We start from the raw sequence: 23,592 nt of genomic DNA on the forward strand, positions 1-23,592 counted from the left end.
TAGGTAGTAAGAATTAAATTGTCACTGGCAAACAGCTTGCCGATTTTTGGCATTTGTCGGTCAAAACCAGGCGTTGATCGATCTAGCTGTAAGGAATGACTTACAAATAAAAACGCCCTGAACAAGGTCAGGGCGTTTGACGCATATCAGCTTTGCTGATGCAAGGCTGACTGGCTGATTTTCAGTTCACACAATCGACGTAGTAACTGTTTACGCCGTTCTCTTCTACAGCTACCAGACCGTGGATATACGTCTCGAAACCCGGGAAGCGCTGGTTGAATTCACGCGCAAACTTCAGGTAGTCAACAATGGTCTTGTTGAAGACTTCACCCGGAATCAACAGCGGAATGCCCGGCGGATAGGGCGTGAGCATCACGGCCGTAACGCGACCTTCCAGTTCATCCAGCGGCACACGTTCGATCTCGCGGTGAGCCATCTTGGCAAACGCCTTCGCGGGCTTGAGTGCGGGCACCAGATCAGACAAATACATCTCTGTCGTCAGACGGGCCACGTCGCGGGCTTTGTAGATGCCGTGGATTTGCTGGCACAAGTCACGCAGACCGATGCGTTCATACTGCGGGAACTGCTGTACGAACTCCGGCAGGATGCGCCACAGCGGCGCGTTCTTGTCGTAGTCGTCCTTGAACTGTTGCAGCGCCGTGAGTAACGTGTTCCAGCGACCCTTGGTGATGCCGATGGTAAACAGGATGAAGAACGAATACAGACCGGTTTTCTCGATCACCACGCCGTGCTCGGCCAGATACTTGGAGACGATAGACGCTGGAATCCCGGTTTCCGAGAAATCACCGGCCATGTTCAGGCCCGGGGTGATGATCGTGGCCTTGATCGGGTCCAGCATGTTGAAGCCTTCGGCCACATCGCCAAAGCCGTGCCATTCTTCACCGGCCTTCAACATCCAGGCATCCCGGTGATCAAGACCTTCGTCGGTCAGATCAGCCGGGCCCCAGACCTTGAACCACCAGGAGTCACCGTATTCTTCATCCACCTTACGCATGGCGCGGCGGAAATCGAGGGCTTCTGCCAGTGATTCTTCGACCAGCGCAGTGCCGCCAGGCGCTTCCATCATGGCTGCAGCCACATCGCAGCTGGCGATAATGGCGTACTGCGGGCTGGTGGAGGTGTGCATCAGATACGCTTCATTGAAAATGTCGCGATCCAGTTTGGTTTGCTCGGCGTCCTGCACCAGAATCTGTGATGCCTGCGAGAGGCCGGCCAACAGCTTGTGGGTAGATTGGGTCGAGAACACCATCGATTCTTTACAACGCGGGCGACCTTCGCCAATGGCGTGGTAATCACCGTAAAAGTCGTGGAATGCCGCGTGCGGCAGCCAGGCTTCGTCAAAGTGCAGGGTTTCGATCTCGCCGTCGAGCAAGCTTTTGATCTCTTCCACGTTGTACATGATGCCGTCGTAGGTCGACTGCGTGATCGTCAGTACGCGTGGCTTCACATCCGGGTTGGCTTCCAGTTTTTCGCGGCAGAACGGGTTGGCCAGCATCTTTTTGCGGATGGCATCCGGCTCGAATTCGCTGCGCGGAATCGGACCGATGATGCCGTAATGGTTACGCGTGGGCATCAGGAACACCGGTACCGCGCCGGTCATCATGATCGCGTGCAGGATGGACTTGTGGCAGTTGCGGTCGACCACCACGATATCGCCCGGTGCGACGGTAGAGTTCCACACGATCTTGTTGGAAGTGGATGTACCGTTGGTGACGAAGAACAGGTGATCAGCATTGAAAATGCGCGCAGCGTTGCGCTCGGACGCGGCAACCGGGCCGGTGTGATCCAGCAACTGGCCCAGTTCATCCACTGCGTTGCAGACGTCGGCGCGCAGCATGTTTTCACCAAAGAACTGGTGGAACATCTGGCCCACCGGGCTCTTCAGGAACGCCACGCCGCCGGAGTGACCCGGGCAGTGCCAGCTATACGAGCCGTCTTGCGCGTAATGCGTCAGTGCGCGGAAGAATGGGGGCGCCAGCGTATCCAGGTAAGAGCGGGCTTCACGAATAATGTGCCGTGCCACGAATTCCGGCGTGTCTTCATGCATGTGAATGAAGCCATGCAGTTCACGCAGAATGTCATTGGGGATATGGCGGGCGGTGCGGGTCTCGCCATACAGGTAAATAGGAATATCCGGGTTGCGACGGCGGATTTCTTCAACAAAGTGGCGCAGGCTGGTCAGCGCGGTTGTGGTTTCTTCTGCACTGCCGCCACCGAACTCCTCATCATCAATCGACAAAATAAAACCGGCTGCGCGGCTTTGTTGCTGCGCAAAGGAAGTCAGATCGCCATAGCTGGTATAGCCGATCACATCCATGCCTTCGGTTTCAATGGCCGCAGCCAGTTCACGAATGCCGGAGCCGCTGGTGTTTTCCGAGCGGAAGTCTTCGTCGATGATCACAAGGGGAAAATAAAATCGCATGCCAATGTCCTTCAAATAAAAACATTAGCGCTTCGGGCACGAGGCTTATAGGCGCAGCTAGAAAAAATGGGCGCTAGAGCGATCTGTTCTGGATAAGAACAGCGCTCATCCTCCGCATGGCGGCAGGCGGGCGACTGAAAACATGTGACCTGCAACATGCAAAAACGTTGCAAATCCCTGTCTATCGCTGGGCCGGAGCCGGTCTGGGACGTCCTTGAAAGGCGCGTATATTAACGTGTTTTTTCTTCATGAAAATGGAGATTTGATGAAATGCAAAACACCGTTGCCATCGCAACGCCCGCGATGCTTGTTAATCACCTGAGTTTTAGCAGGATATGTTCTTGTAAAACAAATATTTAAGCGAGTCTGGTCGCGCTTGTAAAACGTCGTGTTTTTTTGCAAAAAAACAGCGATTTTTACGATGGTGAGAGATGAGCGGCACGGGTATTGCGCCCACACATGAAAAAACCGCCATTCAGGCGGTTTTTTCAGATGGCAAAAAGCAGGGGAAAATCACCCCAGCCGCGTATGCGCCGCCCGGTGCAAGCGGTCTTGCACCGCCAGCCACGGTGCAGTGTGCGGGGGCAGTTCCAGGAAAATGGTGTGGTAGCTCTTGCGATCCAGCTGCCGCAGGGTGTCGTAGATTTGCTGCGCGTAGGCTTGCGGGTCTGCTGGTAATTGCAGGATATCGATACCGCAGATGGGGATACTGCGCTCGCCGCAGGTGACTAGCACCACGCGCTGGCCGCGTTCAAAGGCCAGATAGGCCTGGTCGTCTACCGCTTTGGCAGAGCCTGTTACCAGTGGCGTGCGTGGGGAGTAGTGCGAATCCAGCAAGCCGGAGACACGCACGTTGGCGGTGTCGGACTTCTGATGGTGTATCAGGGCCACACCCAGCAACGCTTCAATGGCTTCACGCGGGACGCCACCAGGGCGCAGCAAGGTCGGTTGATCTGCGGTCAGGCCGACGATGGTTGATTCGACACCGATGTCGCACGGGCCGCCATCGAGCACCAGTGGCAGATCTTCGCCAAACTCATCGCGTACGTGTTGCGCTGTGGTGGGGCTGACGTGACCAAACCGGTTGGCGGAAGGCGCGGCGATGCCACCGCCAAACTGTTTGAGCAGCGCATGCGCCAGCGGATGAGACGGCGCACGGATGCCCACCGTTTCCTGGCCGCCGGTCACTGCATCGGGTACATGAGATTGCCGTTGCAAAATCAATGTGAGCGGGCCGGGCCAGAAGGCACCGGCCAGTTTATAGGCGGCATCGGGGATGTGCTGTGCCCAGTCGGCAAGTTGTGCCACGCCGGCCACATGCACGATTACCGGGTGATCGGCCGGGCGGCCTTTCAGCGCAAAGATGTTGCGCACGGCTTCCGGGTTATCAGCATCCGCGGCCAGCCCGTAGACCGTTTCGGTCGGCAAACCCACCAGCCCGCCGGCACGCAGGTGCGCAATGGCGAGATCAATCTGTTCTTGCTGGCTGGCGGAAAGGGTCATGGCGGGTCGCGGCAGAGGCAAAGGGCAGTGAATTATACCTGCTGTCGCTAACCAGCGTGAGCAATCAGCCCGCCGTGCGATCAACCTGTCGCTTGAGCCAGCCATCGACCGACAATATGCCGACACCATGCACCACGAGAAAGGCCAGGATGGTGCCCCACAACATATGATCCTTCACGCCGGCGGCATCCAGCGAGGCATGGTAAGAGACCAGGGCCACGGCATTGATCACAAACAGGCCCGCGGCAGAGAACCGGCCAGCCAGGCCCAGCGTCAGCAAGATAGAGAACGTAATCTCTCCGGTTGTCGACATCACCGCCGCAACGGCCGGTGGTAACAGCGGCACCTTGTATTCATCCGCAAACAACGCCAGCGTGATGTGCCAGTCATTGAGTTTGGTCAGGCCTGACAACCAGAACACGCGCGCGACATAAACGCGAGCGACCAGGTCGACGATCGGTGCCAGCAACAGAGCGAGGCGCGTACCGAGGGCGTACAGGCGGCCAGGCTGCGATTGGGCGCAGCGTGCAATCAGGGTATTCATGAGGCGTTTCCTTGTTCAGGATGGCAGGTGTAGTGCCGTGATCAGCCCGCGGCTAAACAACAAGCTCAAGGCCGGGCCGGGGTCGAAGTCCGGGGCAATATGCCAGGCCGCGTCGCACGCTGTGTTGATGTTCTGGTGGTGCTGCAACGTCAGCAAAAATACAGCGCTGGCGTGATCAACAGGTGCAACCGAGTCACGCATGACCAGCACAGCCTCGCCGCCAGTGTCCAGATTGGCTGCGGGGCCGCCGTGATGCATGGCATGGATGGCATGAATGGGCCAGTCATTTGAACGCACGATATGGACGGCGGGTTGCAGGCTGAAAGTGACCAGCCCAAATGCATCAGCGGCCAGGGTTTGTAGCGGTGTCAGGTCCGCGACTGGAGCATCGAGCGCAAAATGCGCGTGGTGCACGGCCCAATCCAGCCGGGCAACGTCGGACAGATAGGGCAGCGACTGAGCCGGCCCGAAACCGGCGATGAAGCCGGCAAACGTTGCACCATCATCGTGCAGATTGCCCGAGACGGAAGGCTCGGTGCGTTGGTAGGCGTGCGCCAGTGCTTCAAAGTACGCTTCGCCGACCAGCGCATGGACGGTCGCGAAGGCTGACACTAGCGCGCTGGTCCGGTTGGCCAGCACGTTGCCACGGTAATAACCCAGGTTGTTGCGGGTGCTTTCGGTCACCGGGACCTGAGCATCCGTACCGTCATTCAACGCATTGGCAAAGCGGGCGATCACCGCTGCGTAACTCATGCCGCCACCTCATTGGGCCGGCTGGCTGCGAGCAGACGCGTGTGAACCTGGGCGTGCTCCTCCAGCAGTTCATGCAGTGGCGGGATGTGGGTGTCACGCTCAAGTAAAACCGGACGCGGGCCGGTGAGTGCCAGCGTGTCATCCAGCAATTGCCAGACATCCTGACAGACCGGGGCGCCGTGGGTGTCGATAACGACGTCATCAAAGCGCTCGTGCCCGGCAATGTGGATTTCACCGACGGCATGCAGCGGCAGGCGACGGATTTCATCCAGCGGATCAACGCCATGGTTCAGTGCGTTGACGTAGAGATTGTTCACATCCAGCAAAATGCCGCAGCCGGTGCGGGCGACGAGTTCGGCTATGAGCTCGGCTTCGGTCATCTCTTCTTGTTCGAAGACGACGTAACTGGAGACGTTTTCCAGCAAGATCGCGCGTTTGAGCCGTGTTTGTAGCTGATCGATGTTGCAAACCAGTTGCGCCAGCGCGCCGGTTAATCGTGGTACAGGCAAAAGATCATTGAAACACTGGCCGTTGTAGCGGTTCCAGGCCAGATGCTCAGAGACAGATGCGGGTTCGATTGCATCAACCAGTGCGACTAGTTGTTCCAGATGTGCTGCCTGCAGCGGACCAGGGCTACCCAGCCCCAGCCCGACGCCATGCAAGCTGACCGGATACCGCTCACGTATCGCCAACAACACGGCCAGTGGCGCGCCACCACCGAAGTGGTTTTCGCTATGCACTTCCCACCAGGCCACGTTTGGCGCGGTGGTGAGCACCTCCTGAATGTGCGGTGAACGCAAACCCAGGCCGGCGGCAACGGGCAGAGTGGTGAGGGCGGTATTCACGAGGGGCTCCGGTCAGTATTGGCCTGAATTACTTGCCCATGGCCTTGGTCATTCCACCCATTTTTTCGCAGCTACCGGCCGGCACGTATTTCCAGTCACCGGCATCCATGTCTTTCTTGGATTGACCGGCACAAGCATGGCCGTTACCGGCGCAGTCGTTTTGGCCAGCCTTGGCGACGCCATAGCACTTTTCATTGTTGGCGTTGGCATCTGCGGCGTGGGCAGACAGGGCGACACCGCAGGTCAGGGCAGCGGCGAAGGCAGAGGCGATGAGGCGTTGCTTTTGGTCCATGGTAATTCTCCGTCATAACGTGGTTGGGATATCAGGCCGTATCGGGTGGCCTTGCAAGCTTGGTCGTGCCAGATTTTCGTCCATTACAGCATGACAGATAATTTTTTTGAATTTATGCGGAAAAAGTCTGGAAGTGGCGATTTTGCTGGCCTGGCGCGGGACGCACAAAGTTGTACAAGATGACAGACGGGCGTAGGCTGGCATTGTTCCGATCGTTCGATACAGTTTATGGCTACTCAACTCTCTACCCGCGAAGAAGTGGTGGACACACTGATGCAGGTGTTTCGTGATCATGGTTATGACGGCGCCAGCTTGTCCATGCTGTCTGAAGCGACGGGACTGGGGCGTTCCAGCCTGTACCACTATTTTCCGAATGGCAAAGCCGATATGGGCACCGCGGTGCTGGCACGCGCCAGCGAGTTCGTGCGGCAGAACATGCTGGCGCCATTGCAGGAAGAAGGCGATCCACGCGCGCGGATTGACCGGTTTGCGGCAGCACTGGATACGTTTTATGCCGGTGGCAAGAATGCCTGCCTGACCAATGTTTTTGCGGTCGGTGAGGCAGGGGCGTTGTTCGGCGAGCGGCTGGGCGAAAGGCTGCAGATTCTGATCAACGCGCTGGCCGGCGTGGCGCGTGATGCGGGGCGATCTGACGCCGAGGCGCAACGCAGCGCCGAGGACGTCGTTATCGCAATCCATGGCGCACTGGTGGTCAGTCATGCAATGGGTAATACGGCGACATTCCAGCGTATTGCGGGGGAGTTGCCCGCGCGGTTGCTGGGACACCCGGCGACTTGACTGGAATGCGTATTGGCTTCATGGAAGAGGGCGGCCAACTTTGCCGCTCATCTTTTTTTTGCATGACTGTACCGAACGTTCGGTATATTCAGTGGTGAATGTCCACCCAGGAGCCTCTTGTCATGTCTGCTCGTCCGCAAGAACCCATTCGTCTCTATCGGCACGCCTTGTCCGGCCACTGTCACCGTGTGCAATTGCTGTTGGAGCTGATGCATCTTCCATATCAACTGATCGAGATCAATCTGCAGCAGGGCGAGCACAAAACGCCGGCGTTCTTGCAGCTGAATCCGTTTGGCTTGCTACCAGTGATCGAAGACAACGGTACCGTGGTGGCTGATTCGGGGGCGATCCTGGTCTACCTGGCACGCAAGTATGGTGGCCAGCGATATCTGCCAGAAGCCCCGGAAGCCCTTGCTGCCGTGCAGCGCTGGTTAGCAGTCGCAGCGGGCCCGCTTGCTTCGGGGCCTGCCGCAGCGCGGATTGCAGTCCTGTTTGGCAAACCAGTGGATACCGAACGCGTCAACCGGATTGCCTATGATCTCCTGGACGTCATGGAGGGCTGGCTGAGCACCCACCGTTTTCTGGCTGCTGATCATGAGACGCTGGCCGATCTGGCCTTCTACGCCTATATCGCCCACGCGCCGGAAGGCAATGTGGCGCTTGATGCCTACCCGCAGGTGCGGGCGTGGTTGACGCGCATTGAACAACTGCCTGACTTTGTCCCCATGCAGCGTAGTGCGGCGGGTTTGGTGGTCGCGGAGGACTGAGCCATGGCGGAACCAGATGCAGGCTGGCAACGTGCGGAGCCGCCGTTTCATGGCGCTTCACGGCAAATCCAGGCCCGAATGGGTCTGGGTGACAAAATGGGGTTGATCGGGCAGCGCACCATTCGCGCGTATCTGCCGCAACAACACCAGGATTTCTACCCGCAACTGCCTTTTTTGCTGGTCGGCAGTGTGGATCAACGTGGTCAGGCATGGGCATCCATGCTGGCGGCACAGCCAGGGTTTGCCAGTGCGCTGGACGCGACGCATTTGCGCGTTGGCGCTCTGCCGCTGGCAGGCGATCCGCTTGCACAAAATCTGGCGGTCGGGGCGTACCTTGGTGTATTGGGGATCGAATTGCCTACGCGTCGGCGTAACCGGCTTAATGGTCAGGTCTCCGTTATCTCAGAAGACGGTTTTGTTATTGCCGTCGACCAGGCCTTCGGCAATTGCCCCAAATATATCCAGAGCCGCGATGCGCACTTTGTGGAACCCGGTGCCGACCACCCGGGCGCCCCCGTCTGGCTGGATGAACTGGACGACGCAGCCAAAGCACTGATTGCCCGTGCGGACACCCTGTTTATTGCCACCAGTTGCCTGATCGCGCCAGAAGCGGAGCGCCCCTGGCAGGGGGTGGATATCTCACATCGGGGCGGTACACCAGGGTTTGTAGTATTGAACGAAGCAGGTGGGTTGACCTTGCCCGACTATATGGGGAATTTCCATTTCCGCACGCTGGGCAATCTGCAACTGGAACCCCGCGCCGGTTTGTTGTTTGTCGACTTCGAAACCGGTGATCTGCTGCAAATAGCGGTGACAGCCAGCGTGGTTTGGGACGGCCCGCGCCTGGCCAGCTTTGCGGGCGCTCAGCGGCTGGTTGATATGCAGATTACCCGGGCTCTGCGTTTGCCCGGCGCGTTGCCACTACGGTTTTCTGCACCACAATATTCTCCGGTCCTGCCGGTCTGACACGGTACAATGGCGGGCTGTTCCGCGCGCGCCAGTCGCGTGCGTCGCAGCCCGTTTGCTTATCTTTGTCCCACTGCGCAGGTGTTTTATGTCTACCCAACCCGTCACCATTCGTGATCTGGTCGTTCATCAACTCATCAAAGAAGCCAACGGACCGGCCAGCGTCGCGCTACGTGACGCCGTGTTGCCTGTTACGCCCGCCGGACAACGTCTGGTAGACCACTTGTGCCAGCAGTACGTGGCACGGTTGGGCAAGGGCTTTGGCAAATTTGAAGAAGATGAAACGCAGTTTGCGGTGCCCGGACTGGTGCGCGCGCATGTGATTGATCAATCCATCGACTTCATCACCCTCACGCGCGGCATGATGTCGCAACTGCAACTGCGCGCGGAACAAGAAGCGCTGGCAACCGGTGGTTTTGTGCTGTTTGCCCGCGGCCGTGATGAAGAGGCCGACTTCCTGCTGGTCGCCCTGGTGTCTGAGGTCATGGGGACCGCCATCACTGATGGCATGCACATTACCGATTCACTGCATCTGGATATGAACACGCTGCGCGTGGCCGGCCGCGTGGATCTGACCGCATGGCAAAAAGGGCAGGACCGTTACCTGAGCTTTTTGAAAGGGCGTGGCGATGTCGCCGCGTACTTCAAGCTCTTCCTCGGGTGCAATGACGTGGTCACCGCGCTTAAGGAAACGCAAAAGCTGGTGCAGGGGCTGGAAAACTTTGTGGCCACCACCCAACTGGGCCACGCTGCACGCGACGAACTGTTTGAGCGTGCCCACGGTTACCTGGATGAACTGGGCAACGATGCCCGCTCGGTCAGCATTGCCGATGTGGCTGAGAAAATCTGGCCGGACGAGCCAGAAAAAATGCGCGAAACGCTGGCCGATGAAAGCCTGCAACTCAATGACGGCTTTGTACCTGATCGGCGCGCGATCAAACCTCTCAAGCGTTTCAAGACCACGGCACCGGGCTGGAAACTTGAGTTTGATCGGGGCGCGATCCGCTCTGGCGACGTGATCTACAACAAGAGTAATGACACCATCGTGCTTTACAACGTGCCGGAGCAACTCAGGAAAGATCTGGTCGGTGACGAGTGAGCGTCCGTTGAGATACCCAACAAAAAGCCCCGCATTGCGGGGCTTTTTGTTGGCGCAGGCTTTGGCCCGTTGGCCGGCTTACTGCAGCAGGGCGCGCAGCATCCACGCGGTTTTTTCGTGCGTTTGCAGGCGCTGGGTCAGCAAATCATCGGTGGCCTGGTCGTTCACATTGCCCACGGTATCAAGCAATTCACGCGCGGTGCGCACTACGGTTTCCTGACCTTTCAGCAGAATGCGGATCATCTCGGTGGCTTCCGGCACGTTTTCGACCACCTCGACCCGCGCCAGCTTGGCAAATGCGCTGTAGGTGCCCGGTGCCACAAACCCCAGTGCACGGATGCGCTCGGCAATCAGGTCTACCGCCAGCGCCAGTTCGGTGTACTGCCCTTCAAACATCAGGTGCAGCGTGTTGAACATGGGGCCGGTGACATTCCAGTGGAAATTGTGCGTCTGCAGATACAGCGTGTAGGTGTCAGCCAGCAGGCGGGACAAACCGTCGGCAATTTCCTTGCGGTCTTTTTCAGGGATACCCAGATGAAGTTCCATGACGCTTTCCTTTGAGGTGGATTGAAAACGGTAAGGTCTATGTGTCCATTATTGGCACGCAGAAGTTGCGTGGGAAATGAAAATTACCATTGCCCGTCATAGCCACATGCTATGAAATTTTTTAGGTGGTTTGATCGAACTTATGGGGTGACTCAGAACTGGCCGATCAGGCCATGCCTGGCAACATTGCGCCCCGGTTCTTCATCTGCCCGCCGAGCGACATTCATGAAGACGGTGACCATGGGGTCAATGTCATGTTCCAGCAGGTCGCTCACTGGTTTTGTGGATCAAGGACGTTTTTTCGTCAGTGCAGGTCAAGAATCCCGCGCTTGAGCGCGATGGTGACCGCATGTGTGCGGTCGGTCGCTGAGAGCTTGGAAAGAATATTGGTCATGTGCGACTTGACCGTTTCTTCAGAAATAAACAGGTCTCCGCCAATGCGCTTGTTGGATTTACCTGACGCCGCCAGCCGCAGAACTTCTACCTCACGCGAACTCAAGGCTTCATCGGCCATATGGTGGGCCAGTTCGTTGGCGATCTCTGGCGGAATGCGCTTCTGGCCGGCGTGCACCATGCGGATGGTGTCGATCAGTTCCTTGCGCAGCATGCTTTTCAGCAGATAACCCGCCGCGCCCGCCTTGATGGCGCGCAGCGCCTGTACGTCACCTTCGTAGGTGGTCAGCACCACAATGCGGGCATCGGGGTATTCCTTGCGGATCTGGGTCATGGCGCTGATGCCATTCATTTCAGGCATGCGCACATCCATCAGCGTGACGTCGGGACGATGCTCGCGAAACAACTCCACCGCTTGCAGACCGTTCCCGGCTTCGGCCACGACGGTCATATCAGGTTCGAACTCCAGCGCGCCGGTAATGCCGGCACGCAGCAGCGGGTGGTCATCGACCGTCATGATGGTAATGGGGTTCATGGCCATTCCTGAACGCAGTGGTTCCTGCAGGGTACTCAGTTGATCCGGGCAAGATCCGGCCAGCATGAGCTAGTCCGGAGCGCAGTGTTACACAAGGGTTAGTACGTTGGCATACCCCTTTCAGGGGAATTTGTAACAGACCTGACCCGTGAGCGGAACCTGATCGGGGATAAACGGTGCCAACGGCCGAATGCAGGGGCCAGCCACCCTGCCAGAAGGGCAGCGCGCGCTAGCACGATCGTGGGGTTTCAAGTGCCTTCGCATTCGGGATTTGCCGCTTGGTACAAACCTGTATCTTTCTCGTCGTGGCAAGCCGGCTGCCGGATAGGAGGCAGCGACAGGATCAGCAGAATCCAGAGATGGCGTGTCGCCGGATGGGGACTTGCAACGAATTCTAATCAATGGAGTGTGTCATGAGAGCCGAAATGACAATCGAAGTAGAAGTAGCGCACTGCGATCCCGTCATCGCATATGGCCTGATGGCCATTCTTGCGGGTGTGCCTGGTATTAACGCCAGAATGCGGGCCAGCGGTGGCGAAGCCTCGCTGGATATGATGAAAGCGGACGTATTGATTGCCGATTATGATTTCGCGACGCAATTTATCCGCCGCCACAAGGGGAGTGCGTGGTATCCCACTCGCGCCCCGCGCGTGCTGGTCATGACCGCACGTGATCTGGAATGGGATGTGCATCAGGCCATGAGCGTGGGTGTGCATGGCTACATGATCTGCAATTGCGATGCGCCAGAGTTGATTGCAGCGGTAGAAAAACTGGTCGAAGGTAGCCCGTATGTTTGCAAATCCATTGCCCAGAAACTGGTGAATAGCCTGGGACACGAAGCGCTGACCCAGCGGGAAATGGATGTGTTGCAGAACGTGGCATTGGGCCTCGGTAATCAGGCCATTGCTGAAGCGTTGGGTATCTCTGCGGGCACGATCAAAACCCATGTCAGCGCGATTTTGTCCAAGCTGCGCGCCGCGACCCGGACTGAAGCCGTTGCCATTGCCCGTGCCCGCGGGTTGATTGGCGTGCCTGGCTTGCGTCATGCCGCACCCGTGCTGTCTGCTGGCGCGCTAGCCTCAATGCCGGCACCACGTCTTGACCGTACAGGAATCGCCAGCCCTTACTAGCCCAGGACCGCCAGAAGCCGACAATACCAGCCCGCGGAAAGGGCTGGTGTTGTTGTTTTCTGCCAACGAGCGCGCGCAGAGAGTTCTCCTGCCGGATGCCATCGGGCACGATGCAGGCGCGCCCAGCGCCCGCCACGGCTGGCCTGGGCTATGAAATTCCCCCTTTCTCGCTATATTCTGCAAACCCGGAAATGCCCAGACTACAGGCCGTAACGCCAGGGCTGGCGCCACACGGCTTTGCCATGGCCAATGGTTTGCGGCAAGGCGGATATCAGGACTTTTGCAGACCATGCTTTGCCAATCCACATTACAACCACGCAACTCTCCCGTATGGAGCCGGCCCGATCGGCCGCTTTCTGGCGCGGGTGAGGCGGTCCGCCCCTCTCCTGGGCGGCGGGTGAAGATTTGATGCGATGTAGAAGTGAATCATCTCGCTGGCGGAGCGTGCTCTGGCACTGCTGTACCTTATGGTGCGGATGGTGCCTGATGCTGGCAGCGCATGCCGGCAGTACCTTGTTGCCAGAACAGGAAAACAACTACCTGGCGACCACCGTGTATCAACACACCGGCTGGAAACACGCTGACGGCGCGCCTGGTTTTATCAATGCCATTGCCCAGACTGCAGACGGCTGGCTTTGGCTGGGATCAGCCAGCGGTCTGTTCCGCTTTGACGGCATCAAGTTCGAGCAGATCACCACGCTGGGTGGTCACCCGCTCAAATCCAATGTGATTTCCAGTTTGTATGCCGAAGGCAATACGTTGTGGATCGGCTATCAATATGGCCGGGCCAGCGTGTTCGATGGCAAAAGCGTGCGCCATTTCAGCGAGCTTGATGGTCTGCCGCCAGGCACCATATTCGGCTTTGCGCGCGGCCCGGACGGCAAGATGTACGCGGGTGGCAATGGCGGGATCGGGCGGCTGGATGGCCAGCACTGGGTGCATTTCTGGCCCAACGGCGGCTATGGCGGTATGCAGGCCACCAAGATGTTTTTCGACCTTCATGGCGCACTCTGGGTCAATGCGTATGGCGACATCCAGGTCAACACGCCAGGTGGTACGCGGTTTTCTACCGTCTACCGCTCACCCGACGCCAGTATGTCGATCAGCCCGATGGGTGACATCTGGATTGCCGGTCGCTCGATTGGTCTTTTGCGCTGCGACCCGATACGTCGCCAGTTCGAGCCCGTATTACCGGCAGGGAGTAATAGCGGGCCGCTGACCGTGGATTTTCAGCATAACGGACAAATGCTACTCAACCGCATTGGTTCAGTTGAACTCGTGGATAGCCCGAACTCCATGCATTCTCTGGCGCGGATCACGGTGCAGAATGGCTTGAGTGGCGAGCACGTACTGAGCAACTTGCTGGAAGATCGCGAAGGCAATATCTGGGTGGGCACCACGGGCGGTCTGGATCGCTTGTATCTGAGCACGCTCACGCAGGTCATCCTGCCACCCGGAACCACACAGACGGGGCTGACGGCGGGGGAGAACGGCCGGGTCTGGGTGACGAGCGATCATGACACCTCCTTGATGGAGCTCGATCCACAAGGGCATTTCAGTTATTCAGGGCTTTCCAGTATCACAGCCAGCGTGCGTGCGGCCAATGACGTGGTCTGGTTTGGCTCAGAAACGGGTGTCTGGCGCAAACGTGGCGACGAAATGCAGTTCTGGGCCTTGCCCAAAGACATGACGGGCAAACCCATCATGGCGATGGCGCCGGCCGGTAACAATGACGGCGTGTGGGTGTCGATTACGCGGCTCGGGTTGTTCCTGCTGCAAGATGGTGAATGGCGCCGTCGTGCCGGGCGGCTGGATATCCCGGATTTATCACCGACCTCCATGCTGCTGGATTCACGTCACCGCCTGTGGTTGGGCTTTAGTGAAAGCCGTATCACCATGGTCGATGGCGACAAGGTCGTGAACTATGAGTCGCGCGATGGCCTCAGCCTGGGCAATGTGCTGAGTCTGTATGAGCGTAACGGTGTGCTCTGGGCCGGCGGAGAGACCGGCGTGGCCCGTTTGTCCGGGCGCACATTCGTGCCATTGCGCGATGCCGATGGACACAACTTTGCGGGTGTGTCCGGCATCGTGCAGCGTGCTAATGGCGAACTCTGGCTGTACGGCGTAGATGGCTTGAACCGGATCGACGCCGCGGTGATACAACAAGTGCTGCGGGCCGGGCTCACTGAAGTCCCCGCAGAGCGTTTTGATTACCGCAATGGCCTCGTGGGCGTGCCGGCGCAGTTGCGCCCGGTGTCCTCGCTGATTGAAGCCTCCGATGGCCGCATCTGGTATGCCACAGATGACAGCGTGGGCTGGCTGGACCCGGCACATATCCGCCGCAACAACACCATGCCGCCCGTACTTGTTACCGGTCTGAAAGCCGACGATGTGGTCTACCGCGATGACGACAATGTCTCGCTGCCGCGCAATACCCGCAATGTGCAAATCAGTTTTACTGCGCTGGGCCTCACGCTCCCGCAGCGCATGCATTTCAAATACCAGCTCACGGGTGTTGATGCCACCTGGCAGGACGCGGGCAACCGGCGGGAGGCTTTTTATACCAACCTGGCGCCAGGTAACTACCGGTTTACCGTGATCGCCGCCAATGAAGATGATGTCTGGAACATCGCAGGGGCCAGCATCGACTTCTATATTCCGCCCACCTTTGTGCAAAGCCGCTGGTTTATTGTACTGATGGCGTTGGGTTTGTTACTGCTGGCTGGGTTGCTTTACCTGTGGCGAGTGCGTTACCTGACTGCCCGCATGCGTGAGCGTATTCATGAACGGGTACAAGAGCGCGAACGGATTGCCCGTGCGCTGCACGACACACTGCTGCAAGGTGTGCAGGGACTGATCCTGAGCGTCAACACGGCCACGCGCTACATGCGGACGGATTTCGAGCGCGGCGAGGCCATGATCGAAGACTCGCTCAATCATGCCGAACAACTGTTGAGTCAGGGGCGTGATCAGGTCCGAGACCTGCGCAGCGGTAGCGAACTGAAATATGAACTCTCGCACGCGCTGAAAGAACTGGCGACGCACCTGACGCGCCAGTATGGCATTGATATTTTTGTCTCTTGTGGCACTGAACGTCGCCCCTTGCGTGAGGGCGCAGCGGCAGAAATCTTTGCCATTGTGCGCGAAGCCCTGGTCAACGCGGCGCGCCACGCGGGGGCGCAGTTTATTGAAGTTCAGCTGGAATACAGCCGGAGCTTTTTGATTTGTGAAGTGCGCGATGGCGGGCGTGGTATCCCCGACTTTGAACTGTTACAAGACCAGCGCGAAGGCCACTGGGGGATTCCGGGCATGCGAGAGCGTGCACAAAAATTAGGTGGTGTACTGTTTATCGAAACCCAGCCAGGCGCAGGTACGCAAGTCACGGTGGCTATCCCCGGTCACAAGGTTTATCTCGCGCCAGGCTGGGTTTTGCGAGCGTGGCGAATGCTATTCAAGCGGCGGACTGCATCGCAATCCGGGTCGCTACCCCCAGTCGATTGAGCTGATTTCGAGCCGGTGCCCATGCGGACCGCGCTGCACCAAACCCCGTGTATCACCAGTACAATCGTAGAACGAGGGTTCGGCTGATTGACAAATGATCCCTCAGTTATTGGTGCCAGAATTTTGTGGCAGATGTGGGTTTTTGTGATGATGATTAAAAATAAATATTCTTTTTAATCATGATGTTAGAAAAATAAGCGGGATTTACGTAAATAATGCTTGCGGCATGGGGAAATGCTGGTTAAGAATGTATAGAACGATTGTTCTACACGAGGAACCCGCCATGCAAACCCGTACCCGCTTTCGTATGACCGACTCTGCCGCCATTCACAAGCAAGTACTGCGTGTGCCGGCTGCCATCATTGAACACCTGGTCCAACAGGCACGTGAAGATGCCGCGTTTGGTATTCGCTGGCTGCATCAGGGCGATCTGGCCCGCATGGATTCCTCGCTTCAGGCCGATGCCGAGCGTCTTTTGGGCATGTTTGTCCGTATGAATGATGACGGCATGGTGACCGACATCGGCATGCGCCAGCAGATTCTGCACTGATCCCGAGACCGCCGTTGCGTTCCTCAGGCTGGCGTGGCTGGCGTGCTACAGAGCGCGTCCCACGCAGTCAGCGTGGCGTTTGCAATCCCCATCAGCGCGTCACGATCCGCGCCATCCCGCGCCTGGATCGACATCCCCTGGCGCACGCTGGTAATAAACGCGGTCAATTGTTCAATATTGGCTGTGGCGGCGATCTCTCCGGCTTTTTGCGCCCGTAACAGACGCTGGCGCAGGATGTTGGTAGAGCGTTTGCGCAGATCGCACATATGCCGGGCTACGCTGGCGTTCTCCGGTGTGCAGTTCAGCGCCGACAACAACACCATGCAGCCAGCCGGTTTATCCGGATCAGAGAAGTACTCAGCGGTAATGCGCATCACGTTGTAAAGCGCCGTGCGGATGTCCGTCTCTGCACTCAGGCTGGCGTTGATTTCAGCCCCTTCATTGGCGTCGTACTGCTCGACCGCCTCTTTATACAGTGCTTCTTTTGAGCCAAACGTGGCGTACAGGCTGGGTGAGTTGATGCCCATGGCCTCGGTCAATTGCGCCAGCGACGCGCCTTCATAGCCGTTACGCCAGAACACTTCCATTGCCTTATAGAGCGCTGCTTCACGATCAAAGCAGCGGGGGCGGCCTCTTTCTGCCATATCCGTTGGTCCTGAATTTTGTATTGATCAATACATAAAATGATTGACAGCCGCATTTGTATGCCGCAATTATATTTGTGTCGATCACTACAAAATTATGGCGGCGCCGGATCAGCCTTTCAACCCTGGCTTACAAATGGTCCGACGCCATCTTTACGCATTCCCGGAGACTCCATGGAAAACCCGACACAAGCTCAGCCACGTGGCAAATGGCTGGTGCTGGCCGCAGTTTGCCTTGCCGGCATGATGATGCCACTGGCGTTTACCGCGCCCGGCATTGCGCTGCCAGCAATCAGTCATGATCTGGGAGGTAGCGCATTATCGCTGGCCTGGGTCGTCAATATCTTCATTCTGGCCTTTGGTAGTGCCGTGATGGCCGCGGGTGCGCTGGCGGACCGCTTTGGTCGCAAGCGCATGTTTACTTTGGGCGTGATTGCGTTTGGCTTGATCTCGCTTGGCCAGGTGTTTGTGCCCAGTCTGTTTGCGTTAAACGTGCTGCGTGCCTTGCAGGGTGTGGCCGCTGCCATGGCCATGGCTGGCGGTTCGGCGTCGCTCGCCCATGTGTTTGACGGGCCAGCGCGCACGCATGCGTATTCACTGCTGGGCACCAGCTTCGGTGCCGGGCTGGCGGTGGGGCCGCTGTGGGCAGGGTTCTTGATTGATAGTTTGGGCTGGCGGGCGATCTTTCTGACTTGCGTGGTGATATCCGTCCTGGTGCTGCTGTTTGGCGTGCCGCGCATGCCAGAATCCCGTGATCCCAATGCCAAGGGTGTGGATGTGTGGGGTACGGTGACCTTTACCGCCACGCTGCTATTGCTGACACTGGGTATTTTGCAAGGCCCGCAAAGCGGCTGGGCGAGCTGGCCAACCCTGTTGATGCTGGGCGGGGCCGTGACAGCGCTGGCCGTGTTTATCCAGGTAGAACGTACGCATCCGCGCTCGATGCTGGATCTATCCTTGTTTCGCAATGCCCGTTTCATTGGCGCGCAGGCGCTGCCTTCGGGCACGGCATTCAGTTTTGTGGTGCCTTTGGTGATGTTGCCGGTGCGTTTCATCGGCATTGAAGGCTACAACCCGGTCACAGCCGGTTTGATGATGGTGCCGCTCTCTGCGCCGATGCTGATCGTGCCCTTGCTGGGTGCGCTGGCCACGCGGTGGGTGGCTGCCAGTACGCTGTGCCTGATCGGATTTACGTGCTCTGCTGCGGGCCTTGTCTGGCTCGGGCAAATTGCACCGGGTGCGGCGCATGCAGATTTTGTCCTGCCGTTGTTGCTGATCGGTTTGGGCGCCAGCCTGCCTTGGGGCTTGATGGATGATCTGGCCATTAGCGTTGTGCCCAAAGAGCGGGCGGGCATGGCGGCGGGTTTTTTTGCTACGGTACGTCTGGCCAGTGAATCGATCGCACTGGCTGTGGTTGCCGCTGTGCTGGCTGCCCTGTTGCAAGTCGTGATCACGCAGCATGTGGGCAGCGCCTTGCCGGTGGTCGATCTGGGCAATGCGCTTGCCACAGGCGACTTGGCCGGCGCTAGCCAGATCTTGCCGCAGGTGACGCACAACAACTGGCTGCGTTTGTATGGGGAGGCGTTCCATCTGGTGACCTGGGTGCTGGCTGGTTTGACCCTGTCAGCCGGGCTGGTGGCGTTCTTTACACTGCGGCGTGCGCCGGTACACCCGCACATTGCACCGCAACTGGTGCCTGCAACTGAATGCGTCGAATAAATCGCAGCCAATAAAAAAAGCCCGCCTGAGCGGGCTTTTTTTATTGCGAAAGTCTCAAGGCAAATGGGTTTTGATCAAACGCCAGCCGCTGCTGACAATCAGGATACTCAGCCCCAGTACCACACCGAGAAGAGTCAGCGTGCCCATGTGATCGCGCAAGAATGGCGCATTGCCAAAGAAATAGCCGGCGGTCACAAGGCTGCCACTCCACAATGCACCACCACCTGCCACGTACGACACAAAACGGCGCGGCGTCATGGCGCTCATGCCCGCCACAAAGGGAGCCAGTGTGCGGATCATGCCCAGAAAAGGTGAGATCAAAAATGTCGCGCCGCCGCGGGCTTCGTAGAAAGCATGTGCTTTTTGCAAGGCAGAGCGGTCTAGCCACGCGTGATCTTTGGCCAGCAAGGTATATCCAAGTTTTCGGCCAATGCGGTAATTCACCAGGCTGCCCAGCACCACAGCGGCAAACAACAGCGGGATCATCACCAGTACACTCAGTAGCCCACGCGCGCAGAACGCGCCGCACAGCATGATCATTGGATTGCCAGGCAAAAAGAACAGCGGCAAGAACGCGATTTCACAGAACACAATGGCAAACAACAGGGCATACACCGCAGCGCCGTATTGCAGAATCAGCCCACCCAGGTGCTGATCAAAATGCAGGCTGATGTCGAGGAGTTGTGTCCAGTTCATGGTCGATGTCAGGTCGGTCGGGTCAAGGGCGGGTGAATCAGTTCCGATCATAGCCGGCCTGGCGGGTCAGCAGTATACCGGCTGACCTGCGCTCAGGGCAGTCAGTCTGCCCGCGACCATGCCACCAGCGTTTGTTGTTGCTCGCCCAGCCCCGCTATGCCCAACCGCATGGTGTCGCCCGCTTTCAGATACCAGGGCGATGGCTTCTGGCCCAAACCGACCCCCGGTGGGGTGCCAGTGCTGATGATGTCGCCAGGGTGGAGTGTCATGAACTGGCTGATGTACGACACCAGCTTGGGGATGCCGAAAATAAACTGCGCGGTACTGCTGTCTTGCACGCGGCGACCGTTGACCTCTAACCACAAATTCAGCTGGTGCGGGTCTGCCACTTCATCACGCGTGACCAGCCACGGCCCGATCGGGGAGAAGGTATCGCAACCTTTGCCCTTGTCCCACTGACCAGCGCGCTCTAGCTGGAACTCCCGCTCTGACACGTCATTGATCACCACATAACCCGCAACGTGATTGAGCGCCTCGGCTTCATCGACATAACTTGCTGTTGTGCCGATCACCACGCCCAGTTCCACCTCCCAGTCGGTTTTGACCGAACCGCGCGGGATCACCACGTTGTCATTCGGGCCGACGATAGAACTGGCTGGCTTCATGAACAGCACGGGCTCGGGTGGCGGTTCCAGGCCAGATTCGCGGGCGTGATCTGCGTAATTGAGCCCGACACAAATGATCTTGCCAACGCCTGCGACCGGGCAGCCAATACGCACTTTGCTATCCACTGCCGGCAAGCGTGTGAGGTCAATGGCGTCCAGCGCGTTGAGGGTGATGGGGTCCAGTTGCTGGCCGGTGAGATCAGGTAGCAGCATGGAAAGATCACGGATCTGGCCATGGGCATCCAGCGCGGCGGGTTTTTCATGGCCCAGCGGGCCGTATCGCAACAGTTTCATAAAGTGTTTTCCAGCAAAGGGTCAAGAGATGTGGTGGCGGACAAGGCTGCGTTGTTCCAGCGCGCTCCAGTTCCAGGCAATCCCCAGTCCCGCGTCAGCGGGCGGCGTGGCCATGCCGTCGGTAATCTGAATCGGGTGGGTGGTGATGTCGTCCAGTTGCGGAATGTATTCCAGCCAGGTGGCATTGGGCATGGCAGAACACAAGCTCACGTGTAATTCCATCAAAAAGTGCGGGCAAACCGCCAGGTTATGGCAAGCCGCCATTTGTGCCACTTTCAGCCAGGGTGTAATGCCACCCACGCGTGCAACATCGACCTGGATGATCGAACACGCTTGCTGTTGCACGTAATCTGCAAACTGGCCCGGGCTATAGAGCGATTCACCCACTGCAATCGGGATGCGGCTGTGCGCAGCCAGTTGCGCGTGCCCCGCCAGGTTATCCGCAGGCACGGGTTCTTCCAGCCAGGCCAGGTTGAGTGGTGCCAGCGCATCGGCCCGGCGTAGCGCTTCAGAAACGCTGAATGCCTGATTGGCATCGACCATCAGTTCAAACTCATCGCCCACTGCATCACGCACCGCTTGCAGCCGGCGCACGTCTTCTGCCGCACGCGGTTTGCCCACTTTGAGTTTGGCCCCTTTGAAACCCGCAACCTGGGCGGCCAGGGTTTGCTCAACCAGCGCCGATTGTGGCAACTGCAGCCAGCCACCTTCCGTGGTGTACACCGGGACTTGTTCTTGCGCGCCGCCCAGCAATTGCCACAGTGGCAGGCTGGCGCGTTTGGCCCGCCAGTCCCACAGAGCGGTGTCGATCGCGGCGAGCGCCAGGCTGGTGATGGCGCCGACTGCGGTGGCGTGGGTGTGGAACAGCAAGTCGCGCCAGATCGCCTCAACACAGGCTGGGTCACGACCGATCAGTTGCGGCGCGAGGTGGTCGCGGAGGAGGGCGATGACGGAGGAGCCACCGGTGCCGATGGTGTAGCTGTAGCCGATGCCTTCAGTGCCGTCGTCGCAGATGATGCGGACAATGGGGGTTTCTTGCGTGACGAAGGACTGGATGGCGTCGGTTCGGACTGTTTTGGGGGGGAGGTTGATGAGGTAGATGTGGAGGGCGGTGATTTTGGACATAGCAGTTGATCGAGCGCTTTTGGTTTAGCGCCTGACGGCGCGGTGTTTACATACCGGGGGTGCCCGGACCACGTCACTTTCTTTGCTTCGCCAAAGAAAGTAACCAAAGAAAGGCGACCCCTGCGACAGCGCCCTTCGGGTTCCCTACGCTTCTCGTGAGTGCCGGCTGGCTCCAGGGAACTCGCTGCGCTCAAACACCCTTACGCCGAAACCCCGGTCCTCACTGCGATGCTCGGCGCTGCCGGAGGGGAGGCAAGTCAAAAGCCGCCCCAGCCCCGCAGCCCATCTGCGTGCAAGAATGCTCCAATCTATGCATACCACTTCGTCATTCCCGACCTCGGCGGCCCCCTTGGTGGGAATCCAGCTGCAATGTCAGCCAGAAAAGAAACCTTCGCACTTGGCAAACGTAGGCGAGTGACAATCCGCCGTAGCGACGGCGGATTGTCACTGACGCTCCGAATCCACCCTGCGCCGCCATCAATCCATATGAAACACCAGCTCCATCCCCGTCCAATGCTCCCCCGCACCGCGACTTTCCAGCGGGACTTGGCAGGGCGAGCACAGCGCCCACCAGCGGTGGGTCACTGCCTGATCAGAAATGGACTGCATATCTGCCGCAAAGTCGGTGCCGTGGTATTCCCAGTAACCAAACAAAAGGTTCTCGGGTTCACGCAAAAAGATGCTGTAGTTTTTCACATTGGCCGCGGCCAACCCGGCCAGGATTTCTGGCCAGCAAGCCGCATGCAGCGCTTTGTATTCGGTAATCCGCTCTGGCCGGATGCCAATGACCATGCCCATTCGTTGCATACGTTTAGCCCTTTACGCCACCAAAAGTCAGCCCGGCAATCAGGTGCTTTTGCACGATAAAGGTCAGGATCAGCGCGGGAATGATGATGATCACCGCCAGCGCACACATGCCGGCCCAGTTGATGGTGAATTGCGCCGTAAAGTCCATCAGGCCCACGGGCAAGGTTTTGGTGTCGGTGCTACGGGTGAGTTGCGATGCCAGGGCGAACTCGTTCCACGCGGTTAAAAAGGCAAAAATGGCGGCGGAGGCAATGCCGGATTTGGCCATGGGGAACTCGACCTGCCAGAACGCTTGCCAACGGGTGCAGCCGTCAATTTCGGCGGCTTCGGCCAGTTCTTTGGGAATCTGCCGGAAGAACCCGTCAATCAGCCAGACCGAGAACGGTACGTTCATCGCCACGTAGACGATGATGGTGCCGACCTTGGTATCAATCAGCCCCAGCCAGGACCAGATGATGAACACGGGGAGGGAGAGCGCGATGCCTGGCACGGCGCGGCTGAGCATTAGCCCTACAAACAGCGTTTTCTTGAAGCGGAATTTGTAGCGGGCAAAGGCGTAACCGCCGGCCAGCCCGATCGCGATAGCAATCACTGTACTGGTCACCGAGATCACCAGCGAGTTCACAAAGTAGGCCTTGACCGGAATCCCCGCCGTATCGCCCATCCCGAACACGTCGCGAAAGTTGTCCAGTGTGTAGCTGGTGGCGGCAAAGATGCTGTCCCGCGCCAGGATGGCGACGTTGGTGCGGAATGCGTTCAGCATCACCCACAGACCGGGCAGCATGATCAAACACATGGCGATGAACACACAGGCGCGCACGCCCCAGCGCATCAGCAGTGCGGCGGGCAGCCAGGGTTCTTTCACGGGTTCGTCATCCAGCCCGGATAGCTCAGGCAAGGCGCCGCCGGGTGGAGATGTTTCCAGCGTGCGGGCCAGTGCCGGGTTACGGTCGATGATGAGGGCGGACTGGGTCATG

The 23,592-nt window shown here is 58.4% G+C and carries 23 protein-coding genes; 8 read left to right on the plus strand and 15 right to left on the minus strand.

Going from position 1 to position 23,592, the window contains the following annotated elements; genetic code table 11:
- Positions 1–181: 181 nt before the first annotated feature.
- From IEX44_RS11575 to IEX44_RS11600, 6 genes are all read right to left on the minus strand, one after another.
- Positions 182–2,443 carry an arginine/lysine/ornithine decarboxylase gene (locus IEX44_RS11575; protein WP_188693539.1) on the minus strand — a complete coding sequence of 754 codons (2,262 nt, stop codon included), beginning with the start codon at positions 2,441–2,443 and terminating at the stop codon, positions 182–184.
- Between the two features lie 513 nt (positions 2,444–2,956).
- Entirely contained in the window at positions 2,957–3,946 is a 990-nt protein-coding gene (locus tag IEX44_RS11580) for an L-threonylcarbamoyladenylate synthase (RefSeq protein WP_188693542.1), read from the minus strand.
- Positions 3,947–4,010: 64 nt separating this feature from the next.
- Entirely contained in the window at positions 4,011–4,490 is a 480-nt protein-coding gene (locus IEX44_RS11585; RefSeq protein ID WP_188693545.1) for a DoxX family protein, read from the minus strand.
- A 15-nt stretch (positions 4,491–4,505) separates the two neighbouring features.
- Positions 4,506–5,243 (minus strand): HvfC/BufC N-terminal domain-containing protein, encoded by a 738-nt coding sequence (locus tag IEX44_RS11590; RefSeq protein WP_188693549.1) that lies wholly within the window; start codon positions 5,241–5,243, stop codon positions 4,506–4,508.
- Positions 5,240–6,088: an MNIO family bufferin maturase gene (gene bufB / locus IEX44_RS11595; protein ID WP_188693553.1), complete on the minus strand. Its 849-nt coding sequence runs from the start codon at positions 6,086–6,088 to the stop codon at positions 5,240–5,242. Before bufB ends, IEX44_RS11590 begins: the two co-directional genes overlap by 4 nt.
- 28 nt (positions 6,089–6,116) lie before the next feature.
- Positions 6,117–6,380, minus strand: coding sequence for a BufA1 family periplasmic bufferin-type metallophore (locus IEX44_RS11600; protein ID WP_188693556.1), 264 nt, complete (start codon positions 6,378–6,380; stop codon positions 6,117–6,119).
- Positions 6,381–6,608: 228 nt separating this feature from the next.
- Here IEX44_RS11600 and IEX44_RS11605 point away from each other — a divergent pair, with 228 nt between their 5' ends.
- The 4 genes from IEX44_RS11605 to IEX44_RS11620 all read left to right on the plus strand — a co-directional run bounded on the left by IEX44_RS11605 (position 6,609) and on the right by IEX44_RS11620 (position 10,010).
- Entirely contained in the window at positions 6,609–7,178 is a 570-nt protein-coding gene (locus IEX44_RS11605; protein ID WP_188693560.1) for a TetR/AcrR family transcriptional regulator, read from the plus strand.
- A 122-nt stretch (positions 7,179–7,300) separates the two neighbouring features.
- Positions 7,301–7,945, plus strand: a complete 645-nt coding sequence (locus tag IEX44_RS11610; protein ID WP_188693562.1) for a glutathione S-transferase family protein — start codon at positions 7,301–7,303, stop codon at positions 7,943–7,945.
- Positions 7,946–7,948: 3 nt separating this feature from the next.
- Positions 7,949–8,911, plus strand: a complete 963-nt coding sequence (locus tag IEX44_RS11615; protein ID WP_188693566.1) for a pyridoxamine 5'-phosphate oxidase family protein — start codon at positions 7,949–7,951, stop codon at positions 8,909–8,911.
- An 88-nt stretch (positions 8,912–8,999) separates the two neighbouring features.
- Positions 9,000–10,010, plus strand: coding sequence for a nucleoid-associated protein (locus tag IEX44_RS11620; protein ID WP_188693568.1), 1,011 nt, complete (start codon positions 9,000–9,002; stop codon positions 10,008–10,010).
- A 78-nt stretch (positions 10,011–10,088) separates the two neighbouring features.
- Here IEX44_RS11620 and IEX44_RS11625 read toward each other — a convergent pair whose 3' ends face one another.
- The 3 genes from IEX44_RS11625 to IEX44_RS11630 all read right to left on the minus strand — a co-directional run bounded on the left by IEX44_RS11625 (position 10,089) and on the right by IEX44_RS11630 (position 11,484).
- Positions 10,089–10,556, minus strand: a complete 468-nt coding sequence (locus IEX44_RS11625) for a Dps family protein (protein WP_184097165.1) — start codon at positions 10,554–10,556, stop codon at positions 10,089–10,091.
- A gap of 152 nt (positions 10,557–10,708) precedes the next feature.
- On the minus strand, positions 10,709–10,831 hold the full coding sequence (locus IEX44_RS21200) for a hypothetical protein (protein WP_268238902.1): 123 nt from the start codon (positions 10,829–10,831) through the stop codon (positions 10,709–10,711).
- 29 nt (positions 10,832–10,860) lie between these two features.
- Positions 10,861–11,484, minus strand: a complete 624-nt coding sequence (locus IEX44_RS11630) for a response regulator (protein WP_188693572.1) — start codon at positions 11,482–11,484, stop codon at positions 10,861–10,863.
- 413 nt (positions 11,485–11,897) lie between these two features.
- On the opposite strand from IEX44_RS11630, the gene IEX44_RS11635 reads away from it, so the two are divergent.
- The 3 genes from IEX44_RS11635 to IEX44_RS11645 all read left to right on the plus strand — a co-directional run bounded on the left by IEX44_RS11635 (position 11,898) and on the right by IEX44_RS11645 (position 16,665).
- Positions 11,898–12,614, plus strand: coding sequence for a response regulator transcription factor (locus IEX44_RS11635; RefSeq protein ID WP_188693574.1), 717 nt, complete (start codon positions 11,898–11,900; stop codon positions 12,612–12,614).
- Positions 12,615–13,100: 486 nt separating this feature from the next.
- Positions 13,101–16,115: a sensor histidine kinase gene (locus IEX44_RS11640; protein WP_188693577.1), complete on the plus strand. Its 3,015-nt coding sequence runs from the start codon at positions 13,101–13,103 to the stop codon at positions 16,113–16,115.
- Positions 16,116–16,398: 283 nt separating this feature from the next.
- Positions 16,399–16,665 (plus strand): hypothetical protein, encoded by a 267-nt coding sequence (locus IEX44_RS11645; RefSeq protein ID WP_184097189.1) that lies wholly within the window; start codon positions 16,399–16,401, stop codon positions 16,663–16,665.
- A 23-nt stretch (positions 16,666–16,688) separates the two neighbouring features.
- Here IEX44_RS11645 and IEX44_RS11650 read toward each other — a convergent pair whose 3' ends face one another.
- Complete coding sequence (locus IEX44_RS11650; protein WP_188693580.1) at positions 16,689–17,309, minus strand: TetR/AcrR family transcriptional regulator; 621 nt, start codon at positions 17,307–17,309, stop codon at positions 16,689–16,691.
- A 174-nt stretch (positions 17,310–17,483) separates the two neighbouring features.
- On the opposite strand from IEX44_RS11650, the gene IEX44_RS11655 reads away from it, so the two are divergent.
- Positions 17,484–19,028, plus strand: a complete 1,545-nt coding sequence (locus tag IEX44_RS11655) for an MFS transporter (protein ID WP_188693583.1) — start codon at positions 17,484–17,486, stop codon at positions 19,026–19,028.
- A gap of 54 nt (positions 19,029–19,082) precedes the next feature.
- On the opposite strand, the gene IEX44_RS11660 is transcribed toward IEX44_RS11655, so the two are convergent.
- From IEX44_RS11660 to IEX44_RS11680, 5 genes are all read right to left on the minus strand, one after another.
- Entirely contained in the window at positions 19,083–19,775 is a 693-nt protein-coding gene (locus tag IEX44_RS11660; RefSeq protein WP_229679000.1) for a VTT domain-containing protein, read from the minus strand.
- Between the two features lie 50 nt (positions 19,776–19,825).
- Positions 19,826–20,683, minus strand: coding sequence for a fumarylacetoacetate hydrolase family protein (locus IEX44_RS11665; protein WP_188693589.1), 858 nt, complete (start codon positions 20,681–20,683; stop codon positions 19,826–19,828).
- Positions 20,684–20,704: 21 nt separating this feature from the next.
- Positions 20,705–21,808, minus strand: coding sequence for a mandelate racemase/muconate lactonizing enzyme family protein (locus IEX44_RS11670; RefSeq protein WP_188693592.1), 1,104 nt, complete (start codon positions 21,806–21,808; stop codon positions 20,705–20,707).
- 477 nt (positions 21,809–22,285) lie between these two features.
- Positions 22,286–22,615, minus strand: a complete 330-nt coding sequence (locus tag IEX44_RS11675) for an L-rhamnose mutarotase (RefSeq protein WP_188693595.1) — start codon at positions 22,613–22,615, stop codon at positions 22,286–22,288.
- A gap of 4 nt (positions 22,616–22,619) precedes the next feature.
- Complete coding sequence (locus IEX44_RS11680) at positions 22,620–23,591, minus strand: carbohydrate ABC transporter permease (RefSeq protein WP_229679002.1); 972 nt, start codon at positions 23,589–23,591, stop codon at positions 22,620–22,622.
- Between the last annotated feature and the right edge of the window lies 1 nt (position 23,592).

The sequence above is a fragment of the Silvimonas amylolytica genome (assembly GCF_014645555.1).
Lineage (GTDB): Bacteria > Pseudomonadota > Gammaproteobacteria > Burkholderiales > Chitinibacteraceae > Silvimonas > Silvimonas amylolytica.